Annotated in this window: 16 protein-coding genes and 1 other RNA gene; 2 read left to right on the forward strand and 15 right to left on the reverse strand. The window is 57.1% G+C overall.

Annotation, left to right across the window (positions count from 1 at the left end; all coding sequences use genetic code 11):
- Window positions 1–56 precede the first annotated feature (56 nt).
- Complete coding sequence (locus ACIPIJ_RS26125) at window positions 57–1,553, forward strand: TolC family protein (RefSeq protein ID WP_401082411.1); 1,497 nt, start codon at window positions 57–59, stop codon at window positions 1,551–1,553.
- Here the strand turns inward: ACIPIJ_RS26125 and cysC are convergent.
- Together cysC and ACIPIJ_RS26135 are read right to left on the reverse strand one after the other, a co-directional pair.
- Window positions 1,537–2,124, reverse strand: coding sequence for an adenylyl-sulfate kinase (gene cysC / locus ACIPIJ_RS26130; RefSeq protein ID WP_401082414.1), 588 nt, complete (start codon window positions 2,122–2,124; stop codon window positions 1,537–1,539). The genes ACIPIJ_RS26125 and cysC overlap by 17 nt on opposite strands.
- A 38-nt stretch (window positions 2,125–2,162) precedes the next feature.
- A complete protein-coding gene (locus ACIPIJ_RS26135; protein WP_401082417.1) occupies window positions 2,163–3,023 on the reverse strand; it encodes a LysR family transcriptional regulator in 861 nt (286 codons plus the stop codon).
- Window positions 3,024–3,406: 383 nt separating this feature from the next.
- Between ACIPIJ_RS26135 and ACIPIJ_RS26140 the strand changes: the two genes are divergently transcribed.
- Window positions 3,407–4,942, forward strand: a complete 1,536-nt coding sequence (locus ACIPIJ_RS26140) for an MFS transporter (protein WP_401082419.1) — start codon at window positions 3,407–3,409, stop codon at window positions 4,940–4,942.
- Window positions 4,943–5,290: 348 nt separating this feature from the next.
- On the opposite strand, the gene ACIPIJ_RS26145 is transcribed toward ACIPIJ_RS26140, so the two are convergent.
- The 13 genes from ACIPIJ_RS26145 to ACIPIJ_RS26205 all read right to left on the reverse strand — a co-directional run bounded on the left by ACIPIJ_RS26145 (window position 5,291) and on the right by ACIPIJ_RS26205 (window position 21,423).
- Complete coding sequence (locus tag ACIPIJ_RS26145; RefSeq protein WP_401082422.1) at window positions 5,291–6,484, reverse strand: hypothetical protein; 1,194 nt, start codon at window positions 6,482–6,484, stop codon at window positions 5,291–5,293.
- Entirely contained in the window at window positions 6,457–7,401 is a 945-nt protein-coding gene (locus ACIPIJ_RS26150; protein WP_401082425.1) for a hypothetical protein, read from the reverse strand. The genes ACIPIJ_RS26145 and ACIPIJ_RS26150 overlap by 28 nt, the downstream gene beginning before the upstream one ends.
- Window positions 7,402–7,403: 2 nt before the next feature.
- Window positions 7,404–8,612: a hypothetical protein gene (locus ACIPIJ_RS26155; protein WP_401082428.1), complete on the reverse strand. Its 1,209-nt coding sequence runs from the start codon at window positions 8,610–8,612 to the stop codon at window positions 7,404–7,406.
- Complete coding sequence (locus ACIPIJ_RS26160; protein WP_401082430.1) at window positions 8,590–9,987, reverse strand: ATP-binding protein; 1,398 nt, start codon at window positions 9,985–9,987, stop codon at window positions 8,590–8,592. Before ACIPIJ_RS26160 ends, ACIPIJ_RS26155 begins: the two co-directional genes overlap by 23 nt.
- Entirely contained in the window at window positions 9,962–11,842 is a 1,881-nt protein-coding gene (locus tag ACIPIJ_RS26165) for an ATP-binding cassette domain-containing protein (RefSeq protein ID WP_401082433.1), read from the reverse strand. The genes ACIPIJ_RS26160 and ACIPIJ_RS26165 overlap by 26 nt, the downstream gene beginning before the upstream one ends.
- A gap of 386 nt (window positions 11,843–12,228) precedes the next feature.
- Window positions 12,229–12,555: a hypothetical protein gene (locus ACIPIJ_RS26170; protein ID WP_401082435.1), complete on the reverse strand. Its 327-nt coding sequence runs from the start codon at window positions 12,553–12,555 to the stop codon at window positions 12,229–12,231.
- The gene (locus tag ACIPIJ_RS26175) at window positions 12,552–13,532 is read right to left on the reverse strand and encodes an integrase domain-containing protein (RefSeq protein ID WP_401082438.1); all 981 of its coding nucleotides are present in this window, start codon (window positions 13,530–13,532) and stop codon (window positions 12,552–12,554) included. The genes ACIPIJ_RS26170 and ACIPIJ_RS26175 overlap by 4 nt, the downstream gene beginning before the upstream one ends.
- Window positions 13,510–13,869, reverse strand: coding sequence for a hypothetical protein (locus ACIPIJ_RS26180; RefSeq protein WP_401082441.1), 360 nt, complete (start codon window positions 13,867–13,869; stop codon window positions 13,510–13,512). Before ACIPIJ_RS26180 ends, ACIPIJ_RS26175 begins: the two co-directional genes overlap by 23 nt.
- A complete protein-coding gene (locus ACIPIJ_RS26185) occupies window positions 13,853–15,250 on the reverse strand; it encodes a YfjI family protein (protein WP_401082444.1) in 1,398 nt (465 codons plus the stop codon). The genes ACIPIJ_RS26180 and ACIPIJ_RS26185 overlap by 17 nt, the downstream gene beginning before the upstream one ends.
- Before the next feature lie 973 nt (window positions 15,251–16,223).
- Complete coding sequence (locus ACIPIJ_RS26190; RefSeq protein ID WP_401082446.1) at window positions 16,224–17,480, reverse strand: integrase domain-containing protein; 1,257 nt, start codon at window positions 17,478–17,480, stop codon at window positions 16,224–16,226.
- Between the two features lie 188 nt (window positions 17,481–17,668).
- Window positions 17,669–18,060, reverse strand: a transfer-messenger RNA (tmRNA) gene (gene ssrA, locus ACIPIJ_RS26195).
- Window positions 18,061–18,158: 98 nt separating this feature from the next.
- Window positions 18,159–18,452 (reverse strand): hypothetical protein, encoded by a 294-nt coding sequence (locus ACIPIJ_RS26200; protein ID WP_401082449.1) that lies wholly within the window; start codon window positions 18,450–18,452, stop codon window positions 18,159–18,161.
- Window positions 18,453–18,612: 160 nt separating this feature from the next.
- Entirely contained in the window at window positions 18,613–21,423 is a 2,811-nt protein-coding gene (locus tag ACIPIJ_RS26205; protein ID WP_401082452.1) for an FAD-binding and (Fe-S)-binding domain-containing protein, read from the reverse strand.
- Between the last annotated feature and the right edge of the window lie 8 nt (window positions 21,424–21,431).

The following is a 21,431-nucleotide window of genomic DNA, read 5'->3' on the forward strand; positions in this document are numbered from 1 at the left end:
GCACGGCGGATAACAACACAATAGACATCAAAAGGCAGTACCAGGGGGCGGTGGGGATGAGCAGAGCATCAAGGATTTTTGCGATCAGCATGTTGGCACTGGCCGTGACCGGTTGTGCGGTCAAGACCCAGCCGATCGAGCGCAGCGTCAGCGAACAGCGCGCGCGTAACGATCTGGCCAGCATGTTCAAGGGCCAGGAGGCACTGCAAGGTCCGCTGACCCTGCACCAGGCGATGGCCCGTGCGGTGAAGTACAACCTGGAGGCGCGCCTGAAGGTGATGGAAGAAGCCCTGGCCCAGCGCCAGGTCGACCTGGCCACCTTCGACATGCTGCCGCGCATGGCCATGTCGGCCGGCTATGCCGGGCGCAGCAACGTCAGCGCCGCCAGCAGCCGCAGCGTGCTGACCAACACCCAGTCGTTGGAGCCGTCGACCTCCCAGGACCGCGACCGCGACGTCGCCGACCTGACCATGGTGTGGAACGTGCTGGACTTCGGTGTCAGCTACGTCAGCGCCAAGCAGCAGGGCGACCAGCGCCTGATCGTGCAGGAGCGTCGGCGCAAGGTGGTGCAGACCATTATCCAGGACGTGCGCTCGGCCTACTGGCGTGCAGTCGCCGCCGAGCGGCTGCTCAAGCAGATCGACGCGCTGATGGTGCGCGTCGAACAGGCCCGCGACAACAGCCAGCGCCTGGGCGAGCAGCGCATCGGCGACCAGATCCAGGCGTTGAACTACCAGCGTTCGCTGATCGAGGCCACCCGCCAGCTGGAAGAGCAGCGCCGCGCCTTGTCGCTGGCCAAGACGGAGCTGGGCGCGCTGATCAACCTGCCGCCGGGTACCGAGCTGACCCTGGCGGCCAGCGACGACTACAGCGTGCCGGAGCTGAAAGTCGGGCTGGACAGCCTGGAACAGCAGGCCCTGGCCTCGCGCCCCGAGCTGCGCGAGCAGGACTACCAGGCGCGCATCAGCGCTGCCGAGGTGCGTAAGTCGATGCTGCGCATGTTGCCGGGCCTGGAGTTCTCCGCCGGTGGGCATTACGACAGCAACAGCTTCCTGACCAACCAGCACTGGGCCGACTACGGCGTCAAACTCACCTGGAACCTGTTCAACGTGTTGTCCGGCCCGGCCTCGATCGATGTGGCCAAAGCGGGTGAGCAGGTGGTCGAGGCGCGGCGCCAGGCAATGTCGATGGCCATCCTGGCCCAGCTGTATGTGGCCAATGCCAACTACAGCGAGGCGCGTCGCCAGTTCGCCACCAGCCAGCAGATGGTTGCCCTTGATCAGCAGATCGTCGAACAGCTGCGCAACCGCCACCAGGCCCAGGGCATTGGTGAGCTGGAGCTGATCCAGGGTGAGTTGAACGCCTTGCAGGCCGACCTGCGCCGCGACCTGGCCTACGCCGAGTTGCGCAACAGCTACGGCCAACTGTTCGCCAGTGCTGGCCTCGACCCGCTGCCGGCGACCCTGCCGTCCGACCAGCTGACCGACATCGCCCAGGCACTGGGCAACAGCGAAGCGCGCTGGCAGCGCGGCGAGATCACGCCGGAGTCGTGAGGCCCTGGGGTGGGAGGACTTGCTGCAGGACCTGCTCAAGCACATAGCCCAGCAGCAGGTCCTGCGACGCCTGCAGCGTGGCGCCGGCGGTGTCCACCACCAGCTCGGGGTGCTGCGGCGCCTCGTAGGGCGCATCGATGCCGGTGAACGCCTTCAGCTCGCCGGCCCGCGCCCGCCGGTACAGGCCCTTGGGGTCGCGCGCCTCGCAGGTGGCCAGGTCGGCCTTGACGTGTACCTCGTGGAACCCGGCCTTGCACGCCTGGCGCGCGGCCGCGCGGTCGGCGCGGTAAGGCGAAATGAGCGCGGCGATGCAGACCAGCCCGGCATCGGCGAACAGCGCCGCCACCTCGCCGGTGCGGCGGATGTTTTCATGACGGTCGGTGGGGGAAAAGCCAAGGTCGGCGTTCAGGCCATTGCGCAGCACATCGCCATCGAGCACGTAGCAGGCGTGCCCCAATTGCTGCAGGCGCAGGGCCAGGGCCGTGGCCAGGGACGATTTGCCCGCCCCGGAAAGCCCGGTCAGCCACACCACTGCGCCGCGTCGTTGCCGTTCGCTTCCTGCGTTGTGCACGTGCAACCCTCCAGGCCGAAAGGCCCAGTGTAGTGCGGCTAGCGCACGCTTTCGAGGTAGCGCAGCACCGCTGGGGCTTTTTCGAAACGCCGGTGCACCAGGCTCAGCCAGGAGCTGGCCTGGCAGTCGGCAAGGGGCCGGTAATTTACCTGCGGCAGGCTGATGCGCCGCACCACCGACTCGGGCACCACGGCGACGCCCTGGCCCAGCGACACCAGGGTGATCACCGCCACCAGGCTGCCCGGCTGCGGCCCCAGGCGCGGTACAAAGCCACCTTGCGCGGCAACCTCCAGCGTGCCGGAAATCTGCTCCGGGAGGATGAAGGTTTCCCCGGCCAGCCGCGCCGCAGGGATCTGCGCCAGCTCATTGATCCGCGCGCTGGCGGGCAGGGCGAGGACGAAGTTCTCCTGGTGCAGGGCGATGGCTTCGACCTCATCGGGGATCTCCATCGGCGAGCGCACATAGGCCAGGTCCAGCAGCCCATCGCGGACCAGGCCCGGCAGCTCGGCCATGGGCAGCTCACGGATATTCAGGCGCACCCCGGGGTGCGCGTCGCTGAAGGTAGTGACCTGGCGCTGCAATATCCCGGAGTACGCCGCAGACGCCACATAACCCAGCTCGACATTGCCACTCTCGCCCCGCCCGGCCCGCTGCGCCCCCCGCTGCGCCGCATCGAACTGGCGCACTGCCTGCTCCGCCTCGATCAACAGCGCCTGGCCGGCGGCGGTCAGGTTGACCTCGCGCTGATTGCGCTCGAACAGGCGCACACCCAGCTCGCGCTCCATGTCCTGGATCTGCCGGCTGAGGGTTGGCGGGGCGATGCCCAGCTGCTCGGCGGCACGGGTGAAATGGCCGTGGCGGGCGACGCAGAGGAAGTAGCGGAAATGGCGGATTTCCATGGCGGACCCGTAGGCTGGGAGGTAAAGCTGATTGTCGCACCACCGGTGCGACAAATGCTCTGCGAATGGGGTTAAACCTGCAGGCAATAGTGTCATCACCGCTGACACGATTGCCACCGAAGACACAGGGAAGGGCGCCAGGCGTTAGCTGCTGGCTAACAAACCTGACTGCTTGGGCTAACACCGCTTGAAAAGGGTCGCGGTATGGTGAGGGCATCACTTCAAGGCTGATGCCTTGGCAGTAACGGCCGGCTGTGCCTATGCGGATAGCGCGGCCCCTGTGGCAGCTGGCTTGCCTGCGATGGGCTGCAGCGCAGCCCCGGCGATTTCACAGGCAATGAGTGGCCGCCAAGGCAACCCGCCCTGCTTTCTGGAGCCCCACCATGCCCTCTGCGCGTTACACACTGCTGACCGCCTCCCTGGTCTGCGCCCTGATCATCCTCGACACCAACATCGTCGCCGTCAGCCTGCCCAGCATCGCCCGCGACCTGTCCGGCTCGTTCGCCGACATCGAATGGGTGGTCAGCGCCTACCTGCTGGCCTTCGCCGCCTGCCTGCTGCCCGCCGGCAGCCTCGCCGACCGCTTCGGCCGACGGCGCATGCTGCTGCTCGGCCTGGCCGTGTTCGGCGCTGCCTCGTGGGCCTGTGGCGCGGCCCCGAGCCTACTGTTGCTCGACCTGGCCAGGGCCGCCAAAGGCATCGGCGCGGCCATGCTGCTGACCTCAGCCCTGGCCGCCATCGGCAATCGCTTCCACGAACCGCAAGAACGCCTGCGCGCCTGGGCCTTCTGGGGCGCCTGCATGGGCGCGACCATCACCTTCGCGCCGCTGCTGGGCGGTGTGATCGCCAGCACCCTCGGCTGGCGCTGGATTTTTTACATCAACCTGCCGCTGGTGGCCGTGCTCGCCCTGATGGTGCTGGGCAGCATCGAAGAATCGCGCGACAGCGCCGCCGCCCGGCTCGACCCCATGGGCAGCCTGACCTTCGCCGGCAGCCTCAGCTGTTTGATCTGGGCGATGATCGATGCCAACCAGGTCGGCTGGGGCAGCGTCGATACCCTCGGCCGCCTGCTGATCAGCGCTTTTCTGTTCAGCCTGTTCATCATGGTCGAACGCAGCCAGCCCCGGCCCATGGTCGACCTGCGACTGATGCGCAGCGGCCGCTTCATCGGCGCCCTGCTGGGCATGTTCGCCTATGCCGCTTGTGCGCAGGTGATGATGACCTTGTTGCCGCTGTACCTGCAGAACGGCCTGCAGTTATCGGCGCTGGCAGCGGGGGCGGGGATGTTGCCGTTTGCCGTGGCGATGTTGCTGATGCCGCGATTCGGCATGCGCCTGGCCGTACGCTTGAGCCCGGCGCAGGTGTTTGCCTTGGGGTTGGTACTGGTTGGGGTAGGTAATCTGCTGTGTGCCTGGGCGGTCGGGCAGGGTGGCTACATCGCGTTTGCCTGGGCCAGTGTGGTGCTGGGAGCGGGGGCCGGGCTGCTCAATGGTGATACGCAGAAGAACATCATGGCCTGCGTGCCGCGCGAGCGGACGGGGATGGCTTCGGGGTTGAGTACGACCACGCGCTTTGGGGCCATCGTGATTGCGATCGGGGTATTCGGTGGGGTGCTGGCGGCGCGCAGTGGGCAGTTGTTGCGTGAGGCCATGGCCGGCGTGGCACCGGAGCATCTGGGTAAGGTCAGTGGTATGGCTACCCGGGTGGCTGCAGGGGATTTGCAGGCTGCGCTGTCGTTGCTTGACCCGAGGTTGCGTGAGGCGGTTGCGCCGTTGGCGCGGCACGCGTTTGCGGGTGGTTTCGAGGCGGTGCTGCTGACGGCAGGGGCTGTGACGCTGGTGTTTGCAGTGGTAGTCGGAGTGTTGCTGGGGCGGCCGCTGCCGGAGCATGGCGTACAGGCCGTGCAAGTCGCGCAGTGAAAAAGGCACTGACGCGAAGCTTTACTTGCTGGAGTTCAAATCACAAACAAAGACCTCCGTGGACGTCTTTGTTTGATCATTTGGTGGGCCGGGGTAAGTTGAATTGGTCGCATATCCAGCTGAATTTTATAGTTTTTTTAATTTCTAAATTATAAATGGAATGCCGCCTGGAATACAGCTAGCATGGAAAACGGCGGTGTTCGGAGTAAGTGTGCACTTTTTGCCCCGCCAAAATATGGTGGCAGAGACCAAGATGGTTTGGCTTCAATGTAATTCATACAACAGCGAAGTAAAATGGTAAATTTTGTTTTCGCTGTTGTATCGAATATCGGGCGAAAATTTTGCCAGTTATGCGACTCCTCCTTCTCCAAGGACCTCCTCTAGAATTTCGTTTTCATCCAGAAACTCTACAGATACTGGGCCATCGGCAGGGTCATGCCCTGCGAGACGCGCTTCTTCGATAATCTGCTGCATTGTCGTAACAATTTTTCGTGGCGTAATTTCAGTGAGCTGTGACGCTATAGTTTCAATAGCTGTCTCATCGAATGGGAAGAAGCCGACTTCACCGTCTGGGTTGACTCGATTGCTATTGAGGATTTCACGGACAAAGGCGACCGAGTCATCTTTGTCCAGAACGACTAGCTCAATCTGGCGATGAATACGGCTTAAAATATAGTCGAAGAATAGCACGGATAATTGGGAGATTTCTGCGGAAAGTGCGATCACCATGCAGAAGCAGTTAGGGCAGTTGTCATAGATATGGCGAAGGATATCATTGACTTCACGGGCTTCCTTGAGGCTCGAACGCTCTAAGTCATCAAGTTCGTCAATAAATAGATACGCACCTTTCTTGAATCTCTTTACGTTGGTTTCTGAGATCTTCATTTCGTGAACAAAGAGGTTTACCAAGCGGGTGAAAATTATCATGGCTTGGTAGTCGGTCAGCGCTTTTGGTGCAACTAACCTGAGGAAGTCTTCCTCTTTTTGGCAATGATAGATATCTTTGGCAAAATTGTTTAACTCAACTGGGTGAATTAGTTTTTCAATGATTCTTTCCGGGCCTACCTCGAGCTCGACATTGTGCGCTGCGCGATAGTGAGAGATACTCTCTGTCAGAAAATTCTGGAATGCTCTAACGTTCGCCATAAGATCTGACTTGGCGATGATGTCGTCTAAAAAAGCTCCGGCAAAGGTAAGCTTTCCTTTCCCTTTTTGGAGCGTTGGGATGAAATAGCATACAGAATCAAATGATTTTTTTTCATCGTGGAGAATTCTATTTTGCGCCCAAAGGAGCGCATGAGATTTCCCAGTGCCATAATCGCCATAGAGCATAAGGAAGTTGGCATTTCCAACTTGATCGGATAGAGAGCGTTTAAGATATTTGTCAAGCTGTTTTTTTTGTTTCTCATAGCCAACCCAGATTTTTGCGCGTGGGTCCGCAGCAAAATTTGGAGTTGAGCGGAAGGGATTGTCCTTTAAGTTCGCTTTTTCGTAGTAACTTCCAGGAGCTAGCGTCATTTTATATTCTCCAATTTCTGCCATTGCCCACGGGCCATTAGGCGTCGAACGTCAGGTAGTTCATATCCGTGTAGCATTAGTTCTGTTATGTACTCTTCCACAAAGCTAACTTCGTTTTCTGGTGCAGAATAACACAGCTCTTCATTGTGTCTGTCATTTCCCACAGCCATGCCTGCGGCTGTAAGTCCAGATGAGCCTACCAGAATTAAAGACGAATATTTTTGGCTTTCAAGTAAGCCTGTTTCATAGCGACGGTTATTGTCGAATACGAAGCAGTAGAGATTAGAGTTCAAGCGTGGATACAAATATATTCCAATATGCCGCTCTGCTAATTTCTCCATCCACTCGATGTTCATGTCTTTGGGTGGTGCGGTGATAATTACGACGCTTGCCCCATCTTCAGCTTGCTCGAGTAGAAGCTTGCCAAAAGACTTCGTTGGGGAAAAAAGCTCTGGGTCTACTGACGGGGTAACAAGCCAGATGTCTTTATGTGGTAAGTTTCGGCGTGAAAATATTTCTTGCTGGATTTGAGCGGCGGGAATATTACGCTTGAACTGACTAGTAACCGATGTTGTGTATGATTGTTGCGAAATTATTGCACCTGCTATCGATGAGACTTCAGATTCCCCCAGCTTGACAGGAACAGCAGCCTTGATAGATCCCTCCGCAGGTTTCTTCAGGTGGTCCTCTATACTATGTTCCCCTGCTCGGAACAGATAGATATTCTCACCCTTGCGTAGGAAAATAACTCGATATGCGGTGTTTTGCCTGCTTACATAACGTATCCAAGCACCATCAATCCCTTCATAAGGGTGATCGTCAGCATCCTGGCGAAAATTTCCATCAGGCTTGATCGTTTTTTGAAGGACTCTCCGTGCAAAATTAGCATCATTGTGTGCTTGGAGGTCAGCAATGAAATCGGGTAGCAGAAATACAGGCATAATTATCTCTTTATGCTCAAAGCACCACCGGTGTGCCTCGACTGACGCAGAGCTACTCTGCGCTGTTCTCCCTTTTGCTCTGCAAAGATGGCAGCAGGTAAGTCGAGTATAATGTTATTTTTTGCATAGTGCAGTGCCATAGCTGCTGGATAGGCAATAGTAATTGGTAGCTCTCGCCTTAACATAAGTTTTCGCGTGTGCAGGCTGCGAAATATTTCCACCATGGATCTGATCAAGTCTATAGTGGCTTCTTGATCAATTATCGACTGCGGAGGGATTTGCACGCCTGCTAGTGCTGATGAGAAATCAACTAGGCTGTCCCATAACCCTTTTGCGTCGCCAAATATATTAGGGCGAAATCCCGCTCTAACTAATTCATAGTCCATTGGCCAGTAGGTAAAACAGTTTTCTTTGTCGATGTATTTACTATGGCGTAGGCTTTCTAGGAAGTAATTACCTTTCGGTGTTAGACCTTTTTCTCCGTCCCAAAGTCCAAGCGAAATTGCCCAGTCACGCCTTCTTGGAGGGACTTTACGAAAATAATCGTTAGAGAAAACTATCTCGTAGCTATCATCAGAGCCTGGCCCGCTGCTACGCTGGGACGGCAACTGAGTAGTGCGTATGAGCGATGTTATAGACTGACGTCCACCTTTACTTCCTTCGTTTTTTTCTTGGCGCTCAATTGTAATAATCCGGTTGATGCGTTGCTCGGGCGCTTTGCCCTTAAGTGCTTCTGCTGCAATTGAGCGCTTGTTAAGCATCATGGTTGTTAATGTATTGCTAATGGCCTTTTCTTCGAATCCTGCCAATAACAGATTTGTAAAAATCTCACCATCATTAGACATCACAGCCCACAGGAAAATAAAATCCTGGGCGGCGCGCTTCTCTTTTTCATCGCTGAGTAGCTCAGAAACGATGGCTAAAGCATCGAGGTTCTCGAGCGCCAGCACATCTCCTGCTGTGCGTTGGATTAGTCGAAGTGAGCAGAAGAAATCTGCTATATGCTTCTCTGCACTTTGATCCCTGCCCCAGTAGCCATCATTTTTACTACCTGTTACAAGCTGATGCCAGCTTGCATTATTGATATCACGATCCTGAAGGTATCGAGACGTCAACTTCTTTATCCGCTCTGCCGTGAACTCAAGGCCCACTGAATAACCGATTTTTCGGAGCAAAATCGAATAGGGGTCAGAATGGGCTGTAGCCGCCATGTGCACTTACCCTTGGGCGAATTTGAACAAGGACGGCACGGCTACTAGCTTGGTCACCCAAGAAGCACTGGCCGGTGTCGAGTACTCTAACCATATCCCCAAAGTCAGTCAGATTAGTACCCGCAAATTTCATATTTTTTACTGATTTTGTTGGGATTCGATCGACTGCAGAATTAATGTCGCTTTGAAAGCTTAGCCGATGATTAAAGGTGACGTTAACTTGGCTGAGTATTCGATCATCAAGTGCTGATGGCTGTTGAGTCGCAAGTACTAACGAGAGTCCTGCGTCGCGGCCTCGTTTTACATACTCTACAAGTGCGCCTCGGGCTGGAGAGATCTGATCTCTGGGCGCAACAACGTGTGCTTCATCAATAACCAACCAGACACGATCAGGTGTTCCATCACTTTCAAATGTTTGATCGAAAAAACTTGCTGTTTTCTTTTTGTTGTGGTGTCGCCCTAGGATATCAAATAAATTGCGCGCTATTACCGCAGTAATAAGGGATTTGTCTTCGTTTCTCAACTCTCGTAAAGATAGAATGTTGCAAGTACCGTCTTCTAGAAAGTCCTTTATGTTCAGTCCGTTGGCTGAGAACAGGTTTGTGCGTCTATAGTCATCAAGTTTATAGGTTATGGCATTTCGCGATGAGTCGGCTATGTTTGGCCAGTTATTATCGTTGGCGATATAGTCTAGCATATCCGAGATCTCGAAATCCCTCTCGCCTAGGGCTTCAAGTGTGGCTGTAATTATGTGTCCTTGAGGGCTGTAAACTTCTTGGCTAAGTAAAGCGCACCACTCTTCGGCTCGTACATCTCTAGGTCTGATCTGTAGAGTTTTTTCAGTGCCAAGGAAGGAAGTCGATCCAGGTGGTGTAAAAACTTTCACGTCTGACAGGCTATTGGGGTTCAAATTCCAGCGTTTAAGTTCATCAAGCTGAATCTTATTCGCCTCAATAGATTTCCGTGGGGAGTAACCAAGAGTCCAAAACTGACTCTGTGTGTCAATGATAATTGAGGTTATTGGCTTAACATTGTTTTGAATTGGCGAGGGGGATGAGAGCTTCGATATGCCCTCAACAAGTACGCCGAGATCAAAGCTCTTGCCGCTTCCTCTGGTACCAGTTATATATATAACATGCGGAAATGTTGTGTCAAGCCACGCATCTGCGCCTAGGTAATTTTTGCCCTTGGTGCTTTCTAGTATCTTTCCTATATAGAGGAGGTTGCTGTGATTTTCTTCTTTTAACGTTCGTCCGAAAACAATGTTGTGCCCCTTTGAGATGTATTGAGCTTTTACTAAAGGGTCTTCGACCGAATATGGGCTTTTGTCGATAACTGTACCGAATCGCTCAGCCAGCGTGCTCGAGAAACTCATCCTGATATTCCTTGAAAGATAACCATGCGGGTTCATCACCGGACCGGAGCATTAGAACCTTGGTCGGTCGCAATGCATCTAAGTAGTGAATATGGTTCGCTGCTGCGATAAAGGCAATTCGACCAGTTGCGATAACTTGTTTGCGTAAGTTATGCGCTACGATCTTAGCCGTAATTGGGTCTAAATCACTGCAAAATTCATCAAGAAGCCAAACTTCTTCGTCTCGAAGCAGAAGGTCAGCAAGCATGGCTCTATACTGTTGGCCGCGGCTTAGCATCCAAAAAGGTTTTATGAAAGCTAATGCCTCTGAAAGGCCGACACGGCTGAGGGCAATAAAAGCCTTCTCTGGACTAAATTTTTCTGCCAAAACCTCGAATACAGGTGCGTCCTCTCGGAGCGGCCGAAGCCAGCCAGCAGAATGCTTCATGCTTCCTGTGCGTTTAATTGTCAAGTTTCCATCTAGCGTCTTATCCGGATCTAGTGAGTTCAAAAAAACACTTTTTCCGCTGCCGCTAGTGCCAACTACAAAAATTATATTGCCATTCGAAGCCTTTACGGACATGTTTTGGACAAGGTCGGCATATATGGTGTCGCCTTTAAGGCCGAATGCATCCATTACAATCTTCGTTGATCGAGTCTCGGGGATTCGATAAGTGGCGCGAATTGATAAGTTGTTTATATTTATTTGTGTGCTCTTGGCTGAGAATTCGACCTTGTTTATGGCGAGTTCTTCGGCCGGGGCACGGGCTTTTATTGCTGCCCGGAGGTAACTAGTAGCGTAGTCATCTAGAGGGCATAGATAGTACGGGATCGGGTTGCGAATAACTGATCGCAAGACTGCCCACTCGCCTGTCGTCAAAGCGTCTTGGTTTTTTTCTATCTTGCGTCGGAGAATATCAAGGCCTTCATCGAAGCTGATTTGCAGCGTTTTGCAATAATCTTCAAGTACTCTGAAGTATTTTCGCTGCAGGCTCATGATCCCAAACTCACCACCAGGTGCACGTGCCATTGATTGCATATCTTTTAGAACACGTGAGATGTTACCCTCGGTCTTGCCAATGAAACTAAATCCAGACGAACTGACGAAGTCAATATGGCTCAGCATTTCCGCTGAGATTTCCATAAAGATTGGCCGTGCCCCACCTATATGCCATCGTTCAGCTGAAAATGCTTTGGCAGACTTGATGAGGCGGCGCGTAATACCAAGGCCACGCAGCTCAGGGCTGACCACGACTCTGCCAATTCGAACTATAGTGTTCAAATAGTCTTTCATCGCACGCTGATCCCAGCGCTCCCAGCGGATGTTACGCTCAGGGTGGTCGAAGGGATGACTGAAAATTTGGTGCCGAGGTTTGCACATCATGAGAGGCATTTGTAGGTCGATATACCCCGCGGGTAGCCAGCGCTTCCCAAATTTAATGGAGGCATAAAGTACAGCTCTGCGTCCTCCTACTGACGCGGTTACGCTTTTTGTTTCATCTTCTTGAGTTTTTTCGTGTAAGGAGTTATTTGTTTTGTAGTGAAATTGCTCAAGAAATTCTAATGCCCGCATATCAGATTCAGAGTTTATCTCTCGAATGCGAATCTCAAATTTTTCTTTGCCAATGGAGACGCTTTCGTCTACTGAGAAAAGTGGTGTTAGTGGGATGTCTGGTTCCTTCTCATCTTTGGCTACAACAAAAACTCTATTATTGCCTGCTGCGCCAAAGCGAATTTGGTCACCCTTTCCCACAACTGCAAAACGATGTACGCGTAGAGTGACTGGCGCTTCATCTCCACCCCGTACTGTGATATTTTTGTAGTGCCCTTTGGGAGTAGACGACACTACGCTATAAGTTTTCACTGTTTTGCTCATAAACCAATTATTCTTTACTGAACGGCGGAATACGCCATTAATACAAATCTATCAGGTACCATACCATTTTATGGTGTTTTGAGCGAGCGAGTGGTACGGGTGATCAGCCCAAAAAATCTCCATGCCTCCAGGCACCAGGCACCAGGCACCAGGCACCAGGCACCAGGCACCAGGCACCAGGCACCAGGCACCAGGCACCAGGCACTAGGCACCAGGCACCAGCCTCACACCTCCGGCCTCCAGCGTAGACGTCACCTGCGCGGCGACGAGTGGCTGATGCGTCAATTGGGGCCTTTGACGTGCCACACTCGTCACTGGCTGCGTTTTGGCGTCAAGTCGACCGATTGAAGCGTCCACCTGAGAGAGTCTTCATCTGTCCTCCGATGTTATTTAGGGTGCTTGGTCCGGTGAGGTTTCTTACCTGCGGGAACAGATTTAGCAATAAGGAATTGTGAGTCACGTTTTAAACGCTTCCAAACTAATAGAGCTGAGAGTCGATAGTAATACTGTGTGGTGGCGGAGTAATCTTTCAAGTATTGGGTAAGAAACCAGCGCACATGTTTTTGCTGCCAACTCCATGGGGTATCGCGATGCCATCGCTGTTGGATGACCTTTTGCATGATCTGCATTTGCCGTAGGTGACGTTGCTGAGATGCAGTTGCGCCTGTCAATACGCCGCTTAGGAACAGCGTTATGTCAAATGGTTTACTCATGACTGGCCACCAATATAGGCCGAGGCCACATCGCTCCGGTTATGTCCAAGCTCAAGGCTGATCTGCTGGCGCGCCCGCTGATCGAGGTTCCGGTCAGCACGGCGGCCATGGCCATTGTTGACTGGTGCGGCATGGGCAGTGAGTTGCTCATAACGTTCGCAAGCGTAGGCCGCACGAAGTTCATGAAAGCCCTTTAGCCCATACCTATGCAGAGTCTCGCGGGCGGGCAGAACTGTTCCGTGCAAGAACTCAGCATAGCTTTCGCCCCGGTCTAGTAGATTGCGGCTGCCGGCGGGCGACATCTTAAGTGCGAACTGAAGCGCTGCGTTGATCTGGTCATTGGCGATGATCCAGCGCGGTGCTGTTGCCCCTGAGCGGCCACCTTTGGTGCCGTCCTGGATATTAATACGGCCCAAGTGTTTAGTTTCGCGGTGCAAGCGCGGCAGGTCCGCTAGGATTGCCTCGCGCAGCCGCATACCGGTAGCCCGGGCCAACATGACAATCGCGGCCACTCGCTCATGCTTCTGATTGACAAGCACCTGTAGAACTCGATGGACGTGTTGGTGGTCTTGGCCATCCGGTGCACTGATGCGCAATGTATGGCGCTGTTGACTCAACGCCTTACTTGGGCTGGCGATTTTCACATTCTGATCACCGCGGAGCGCAGCGAGGGTACGGTTGACGCTGCTAAGACGGTTTTGCGCGGTGGCAATGCTCAGTTCACCTTGCTCGATCTGCTTGCGCAAGTATGTGACGTAGTCTTGGAGCGTCTGTCGATCAATCTGGCGTGCATCGTTATAACCGGGGCCGTCCTCCGATCGGCACCAGCGCACGAAGGCTTGCCAGCGATCGCTGTGTGCTTTGACGGTGGCGAAGTGGCCGCCGGCAAACAGATCTTCCAGTGCCTGCCGACCGGCGTAGCTCAGTTGGCGACCGTAGCCAAAGTTGCGACCGTCACGCCGACCGACCAGCGCCATTATCTTCACCTTGATCATCGGTCTGTAGGAGCAGCAGCAGGGCTTTCCAGTGGGCGCCGATGGTGTCCAACTGTCCCCAGTGTGCTGGGCGGATGAGGAGGGCATTTTCGCTGCGTTGCAGCAAAGCCCCTTCTTCTTGCAACTGCTCGATGAGCCGAGCGAGATCGGTTGACTCAGATGTTGGAGCGGCGACAGCGGCGACACTGGCGACAACCCCCGCCTCATCTGGATTGGCACGTGGCGACAAAGTGGTGGCAGTGGCGGCGACACTCCGTAACTCGGACGACGAACGATGTTGCGCCTGGTAGCGGCGCACGGCGTCATTGAGGCGGAACATGGCGCACCTCGAATATGTCTCCGGCATTGTTCAGCCAGTTATGGGCAACTAGCTGCAGCAATAACTCGAAGGTGTGCCGCGTGCTTTTACGGGTAAAGCGAGGGCCGTTTCGCGTGAGATCGCGGAGGCGAAACGGTGGCCAGTTCTTCTTAATCAACCAGCGCAGCAGGCAATCTGCCTCTGCGCGAAGCTTATTCAATGGTTCCTGTTCAGTCAGTCGCTGGTTCTCGGCCAGGTAGTAGTCCATCAGCGTAGAGGCGCGTTGGATATGCACGTCTTCCAAGGCAGCTGATTCCTCAACCACCGCCATCACACCAGCCATGCGTAGAACGTTCGCGGCGGCCTTTCCCGCAGCAGCTTGCACGTTGACCAGTTCGCCGAATTCCCCAGACTCGCATTCAATGGTGTCGTGAATGGCAATCCATGCTTCACGGGCGCGGGGGCTTAACTCTAGGGTTACGGGGTTGAGGCCGCCGTCTTTATGGCGTGACCAAGGCTTCTGCATGAGCGCGGCAATGCGCTGCTGGTACAGGTGCACCGTTGGATCACGGGTCAGGTCGATGGCTTTGTACAGCCGTTGTCCAACCAGACGCTCTGGCCAACTGATCAGACAGCGTCCCAGGATGCCCTGGTCTTTGATATCAGCGTCCTGCAGCAAGCGGTCGGCCATGCGGGGTTGCAGCATCAAGTGCATGCTGAGGCGGCGATCATAGGCACGCAGACTTTCCCCAGCCATCGCGCGCGACCGATCAATCGGGCTACCGTCCCATAACGTCGACAAGTGAGTGATGGCCTTGATCATGTTGTCCTTGTTCATGGTGCTGCCGCCCAAAAACTGCCCGCCTTCATCGCTGAACAGCCCCATGCTCGGCAAACCATGGCAGAGGCTTTTGACCAGGCCTTCAATGGTCGGCTCAGCACTGAGGAGTCTCGGTTGGACGGGTTCAGGTTGGGCGTCCAGCGCTAGCTGTGCTGACTTTTTCGAGGTTGGCGATTTCGCGGTGAGGCTCATCGCTGCTCGGTGCGCCTTGAGTTGTCCGCCGTAAGCGATCCACTGCTGTCTCTCCCAGTCGCGTACGGCCTGCAGCGCAATATGGTCCACCGCGCTTTTGCGATCACCCGAGCAAGCCACCGTCAGCAAGTACAGCGACAACGGATAGATTCGGCCGTCGAGGTGAACATTGGCGTGCGCCTGGCTCGCCAAAGCTGCCGTGGCTAGAACAGATTGCGCGGCCATGGCGCAGGGCACGCCGATCACATCGGCCATGCGCTCTACAGCCGGCCCCAAAAGATCGCCCAGCGCCGCGACCGGGTAGGGTAGGGGCGTAATCTGCTGTTCCAACAAGGGGCGTGGTGGCCCTTGGACTTCGCGCAGTTGCATAGCCTTCCTCCATAATTTACCGATCTCTCCCTCACGTCATCCCGCCAAGAATGCTGAGTGTTATCAGGGATCAAGGCCCCTGCGACCTGTGAGGGTGTCCACTGACGCGGGACTGGCGGCTCCTTACGACCAGGAGCAAGGGCATCTCATGATCTGGCCTCCTGAACACCGTTACCGGTGGGCGGGTGGAGGCTGCATTGGCTGACGAGACCAGTGCCGCGAGATCCTGAGCCAGGTGCAAGCAGCACTGCGATGACCGGGGCATGCCTGACTGTCAGTCAGGTGCAGTCCATTCCCTGGTCTGCGGCACCATCATCTACAGCGCTGTTGCTGGTGACATCGGCGTTTGTCACGCCGATTGTCACGAGGGGAATTGCCGCAAAGCCCTGTGCGATGAGGGCTGCAGCAGTGGTAGGAGCGCCCGTCTCTTTTCTGGAAAAAGAGACGGGCGAACGGTTGGCGCAAAACGTCGGCCGAGCAGGTTCGTTGCTGCAGGGCTAAAGGGTTAGCGGGCAGCCGCACTAGGCGGATTGTTTAGAGGGCGTCCATCATTCTTGCGAATGACCGTGCGAGCCTCCGGGCGCGAATCGCACTTTGGGATGAACCACCGGGTTAGCGGCATGACCTTGAAGGCTCTGGTCATCAGGGGTGCTGCCTAAGGCAGCGCTTTGAATCTTCGTTCTATCGGTCACTGCGGCATGGGTCAATTGGTGAAGGGCACATGGAAATGCGCCAGATTCCACCTCTGGCGTGCTTTGGAAGTCGGTGGGTGTCAGTGGCAAAGTGGCCGTTTGTCGCTTTTCTAGTGTTAGCCCGTGAGCATGGGGATGCGAAGCCTCCCCATGCTCACGGGCTTAGCCGGAGAAACCAAAATCGAGGCGAGTTGGCGACTGTCGCCATCCGCTCAGACGGCAAGGATGTAGATTGCACGCGGTCTGTCGCCAGTGTCGCCAGTGTCGCCGTTGTCGCCGCCCTATCGGATGGGTACTACGTTCCGATCCCTGGCCACATTCATCGCGCTGGCCGAGAGATTGCCTGTCGACGCCTTCAGAATGTACTCGCTCCACCAAGCCATCATCGGCCGCCGTCGCTCGATGTAGTCGGCTCGGTTGTAGGCACTGCGCACCTCATCCTTGTCGACGTGCGCCAACGCCACTTCGATGAGCTCCGGGTCCCACCCATGTTCATTCAATATGGTGCTGGCCATCGAGCGCATGCCGTGGCTGACCAAGCGGTCCTGGAAGCCCATGCGTTTCAACGCCATGTTGGCGGTCTGGCTATTGGCATGAGTACGAGGGTTTCGGTCTGCCGGGAAGACGTATTCTCGATGACCACTGTGGGACTTCATTATCTCCAGCAATGACATGGCTTGATCGCTCAACGGGATGCTGTGCGGGCGACGCTTCTTCATCCGCTCCGGCGGGATGGTCCAGACACGCCTTTCAAAGTCGATGTCTGCCCAGCGAGTAGTCGCCGCCTCGGCGGGGCGAGTCATGGTGTGCAACTGCCATTCGATCAGACAACGGGTCGTGCGCTTGATACTGGCGTTCGCTATTTCCAGCATGAGTTCAGGAAGCTCTTCCGGTGGTAGCGCCGCCATGTTTTCTTTCTTCGGCTTCTTGAACACCGCTCGAATCCCGCTGAGCGGATTCGCGAAGATCATTCCCGAATTGACCCCGTAGGTCATGATCTCGTTGAGGCGCTGGCTAAGCCGCTTCACGGTTTCCAGGCTGCCTTTGGCTTCGATGGGTCGGAGGATCTTGATCACCATCGGTGCGCTCACTTCCGAGATCGGAGTCGATTTCATGCTCGGGAAAACGTGCAGAGTGAGTGAGCGCCAGATGTCCTCGGCATAGGCCGGCGTAACAGAGTCCTTTTTCAGCTCGAACCAGGCGCTAGCTACTTTCTCGAACGTATGTTCCGTCTCGGCTAGTTTGGCCTGCGCGAGATCATTGCGCTGAGCTTTGGGATCGATCCCCTGCGCAAGTACTTCCCTAGCTTCAACCGCTTTCCGCCGAGCTTGCGCCAGAGAGACCTCGGGGTAGGAGCCGAGCGCCATGTTGATTCGATTCTTGGTGACCGGATGCCTGTAGTTGAAATTCCACTGCATCGAGCGGTTGACCCGGACGCGGAGCTGGAGGCCGTCGCCATCCGTGAGGACGTAGTCCTTGTCTTTGGGCTTGACCGCCTTGAGCTGGCGGTCGGAGAGACGAGCTGTTTGAGCGCACATAGGATGAGCTCCATGACACCTTTTGGTATTCCCAAGATTAGCCCCAGGTAGGCGGGAATACCACCGGGAATACCGGGATGGCTGGAACTCAAAAAACCGTTGTGGCCCTCAAAAGATCAGTAAACCCTTGATTTCACTGACTTCCAGGCACAAAAAAAGACGTCCGTGGACGTCTTTGATTGATCATTTGGTGGAGCCGGGGGGATTTGAACCCCCGTCCGCCAGTACTCCGCTGTCGGTACTACATGCTTAGCCGTGTCTACTGATTTAATCCGCAGCCGCCCGACGGGCAGGGTGCTTTGGATGAGTTGGGTAAGTTTTAGTCGCTTTGCCCCCAACGTGCTACACGACGATCCTGTTCTGTATGACAATCATTTCGGGTTTACAGGCATCCCCTGATGATTGCTGGAGCCGAAGCTACCAGGAGAGCGGGCTCAGCTGCTTACGCAGCGAGAGCGTAACCCTCGTAGTTTTCGTCATTGGCAACTATAGAAAGTTGCAACAGTGGATTTACGAGTTCTGTTACCAACTCGGCATGCACCTAGAGTTTCGCTACCGGCGTCGAATCCTAATCGGCCCCACACTCAGCTCTAGCTGACCGTACCTTTCGGCACGTGAGGCTGAGTATACGCGCTAAAGCGGGCGGCGTCGACAGCAGGTTCCGCCGCCCGCTTCAGGTCAGGCACCGCTGCCGCCGGCCGAGCCGCCGCCTTTCTCGGTTTTCTCAAGGCGCTCCAGCACTTTGCTGGTGATGGCGATGCACTCCTTGGTGTCGCCTGCTGCCTGGCTGGCCTTGGCTTTGTCGACCTGTTCGGTAAGGGCCTTGTCCAGGCCTTCGGAGGTGGCGCCGGCGGTGGCCATGCTGTCGTCGATCTTCTGCAGGTTGATGGTGCACAGGTCGTCGGCAGCGAACACCGGGGAAGCCAGGAGGGTGGCGGCCGCGAAGAGGGCCGAAAGCGCGGTACCTTTCATGGGTGTCTCCTTGAAGGCCTCTGGGAGGTGGGCCTGTAAGGGTGGACTGCTGTGATTTGGCGAGGGTTCAATCGGGGTGCTGGCTTGGCGACATGATGGTGTGTGGCGGGATGTTGCGGGGGAGGGCTGTGCCCCGAATGGGCCGCAGAGCGGCCCCAGGTTAGAGGGTGCGCGGGCGGGTGACGCGGTCTACCAGGTAAACCAGGCCGTGATAGTCGATACCGCTGTGGGTCGATAACCCGATTTCACAGGTGCGGCTGGTGGAAATGCCTTCACTGCAATACTGCACGGCGTCCTTCAGGCTGCGCAGCGAATGCGCATTGAGTTCCGGCGTGGTGAAGCCCTTGTCACCGGCAAACCCGCAACAGTGGATACCTTCCGGTATCACCACCTGCTTGCTGCAGCGCCGCGCCAGGTCGATCAGCGCCTGGCTTTCGCCCAGGTGCTGGGTGCTGCAGGTCACGTGCACGGCCACGGGCGCTTCCTGTGGGGTGAACTCCAGCTTGTCCAGCAGGTGGGTGCGGATGAAGCGCACCGGGTCGTACAGGTCGAGCCGGGTGTCGCCCAGGTCTTGTACCAGGCGCAGGGTGCAGGGGCTGGTGTCGCAATAGATTGGGTCGAGCCCGCCGCGGCTGGCATGCAGCAGGGCGTTGATCAGTTCCTGGCGCTTGTGTTCGGCCTGCTCGGGGTAGCCTTTGGAGGCGAAGGGTTGGCCACAGCAGAGGCTGTCGGCGTTGTCGGGGAACACCACCTGGTAACCGGCTTTTTCCAGCAGGGCGCGGGTCTTGTCGAGCAGTGAGCTTTGCTCATGGTCGGCAAAGGCCGGCCCCATGACGCGCGATACGCAGGCAGCCAGGTACACCACGCGGGGGCGGGCATCGTGGCTGGCCGGGCCAAAAGCGATGCTGCGCAGGGGTTGCGGCATGGCCGCGGTCCATTGCGGCAGGCGGCCTTTGCTGGCTTTGCTCAACGTGGTGCTCAGGCGGCTCAGGCGTGGGGCGCCGAGCAGCTTGCGGGCGGTGTTGGCGGCGGCCAGGGTCAGGCGGGCGCCGCCCAGGGCGGTGTGGAAGTGTTCGGCCAGCCAGTCGGCGGTTTTTTCGTGCTCGGCAGCCTGGCTGCGCAGCTTTTTCACCAGCTCGCCGGTGTTGATACCCACCGGGCAGCGCTGGGCGCACAGGCCGGTGGCGGCGCAGGTGTCGAGGCCTTGGTACTGGTAAGTCTGCAACAGTTCGCGGGTGTCGATGCCGGCGCGTTTCTTCGCCTGGATGTCGCGCCACATGACAATGCGCTGGCGGGGGCTGAGGGTCAGGCCTTTGGAGGGGCACACCGGTTCGCAGAAACCGCACTCGATGCATTTGTCGACGATTTCATCGGCGGCGGGCAGCGGCTTGAGATGCTTCAGGTGGATGTCCGGGTCGGTGCTCAATACCACGTCGGGGTTGAGGATGCCGTTGGGGTCGAGCAGGCGCTTGAGCTTCCACATCAGCTGGTAGGCATCGTGGCCCCACTCCAGCTCGACGAAGGGCGCCATGTTGCGCCCGGTGCCGTGCTCGGCCTTGAGCGATCCGCCGAACTCCACCGCCACCAGTTGCGCCACGTCGTCCATGAAGGCTTGGTAGCGCGCGACTTCCTCGGCACTGTTGAAGCCCTGGGTGAAGACGAAGTGCAGGTTGCCTTCCAGCGCGTGGCCGAAAATGATCGCTTCGTCGTAGTGGTGCTTGTCGAACAGCTGGATCAGGCGGTTGACGCCTTCGGCCAGTTGCTCGACGGGGAAGGTCACGTCTTCGATGATTACCGTGGTGCCGGTCTGGCGCACGGCGCCGACGGCGGGGAAGGTGTCCTTGCGGATTTTCCACAGCTGGTTGTACACCGCCGGGTCTTCGCTGAAGTCGACTTTCTGTTCCAGCGGGTAGTCGGCGATGGCGGCCATCACCTGCTGCAGTTGCTCGTGCAGCAACGTCTGGCTGGCGGCGCGGGATTCGATCAGCAGGGCGCAGGCGTTGTCCGACAGGCCTTTGACCCACAGCGGCATGCCCGGCATGTTCTGCACCGAGCGCAGGCTGCGGCGGTCGAGCAGCTCCACGGCGGACACCGGCTGGCGCTTGAGCACGGTGACCGCGCGGCAGCAACTTTCCACGCTAGGGAACACCAGCAGCGCACTGGCCTTGTGTGGGTGATCGGGCACGGTGTCGTATGTGACAGCGCTGATGAAACCCAGCGTGCCTTCGGAGCCGACCAGCAAATGCTGCAGGATATCCAGCGGCTGGTCGTAGTCCACCAGGGCGTTGAGTGACAGGCCCGTGGTGTTCTTCAGCCGGTATTTATGCCGGATGCGCTCGGCCAGTTCGGTGTTGGCGCGGGTTTCGCGGCCGAGCCGGGCGAGGGATTCGAGCAGCGCGGCGTGGCTGGTTTCGAAGGCGGCGATGCTGGCCGGGTCCTCGCTGTCCAGGCGGGTGCCGTCGGCCAGCACCAGGCGCAGGCCTGCCAGGGTGTGGTAGGTGTTCTGCGCAGTGCCGCAGCACATGCCGCTGGCGTTGTTGGCGACGATACCGCCGATCTTGCAAGCGTTGATCGAGGCGGGGTCGGGGCCGATCTTGCGCCCGAACGGGGCCAGCCAGGCGTTGGCCTGGGCGCCGATGACGCCGGGTTGCAGGCGGATCTGCTCGCCCTGGCCGCGGATTTCCTTGCCGCCCCAGTTGTCGCCGAGCACGATCAGCACCGAATCACTGATGGCCTGGCCAGACAAGCTGGTGCCGGCGGCGCGGAAGGTCACCGGCACGCGGTCGCGCTGGGCCAGGTGCAGCAGCCCGACCACTTCGTCCTCGGACTCCACGCGCACCACCAGCTTGGGGATCAGCCGGTAGAAGCTGGCGTCGGTGCCGAAGGCCAGGGTGGACGTCGGGTCGTCGAAGCGGCGTTCGGCGGGTATCAGGCGCTCGGCATCACGCAGAAACGCGGCGGGCAGGCTCATGCAATCTC

Origin of the sequence: Pseudomonas sp. NPDC087185, from assembly GCF_044744955.1 — a bacterium.
Lineage (GTDB): Bacteria > Pseudomonadota > Gammaproteobacteria > Pseudomonadales > Pseudomonadaceae > Aquipseudomonas.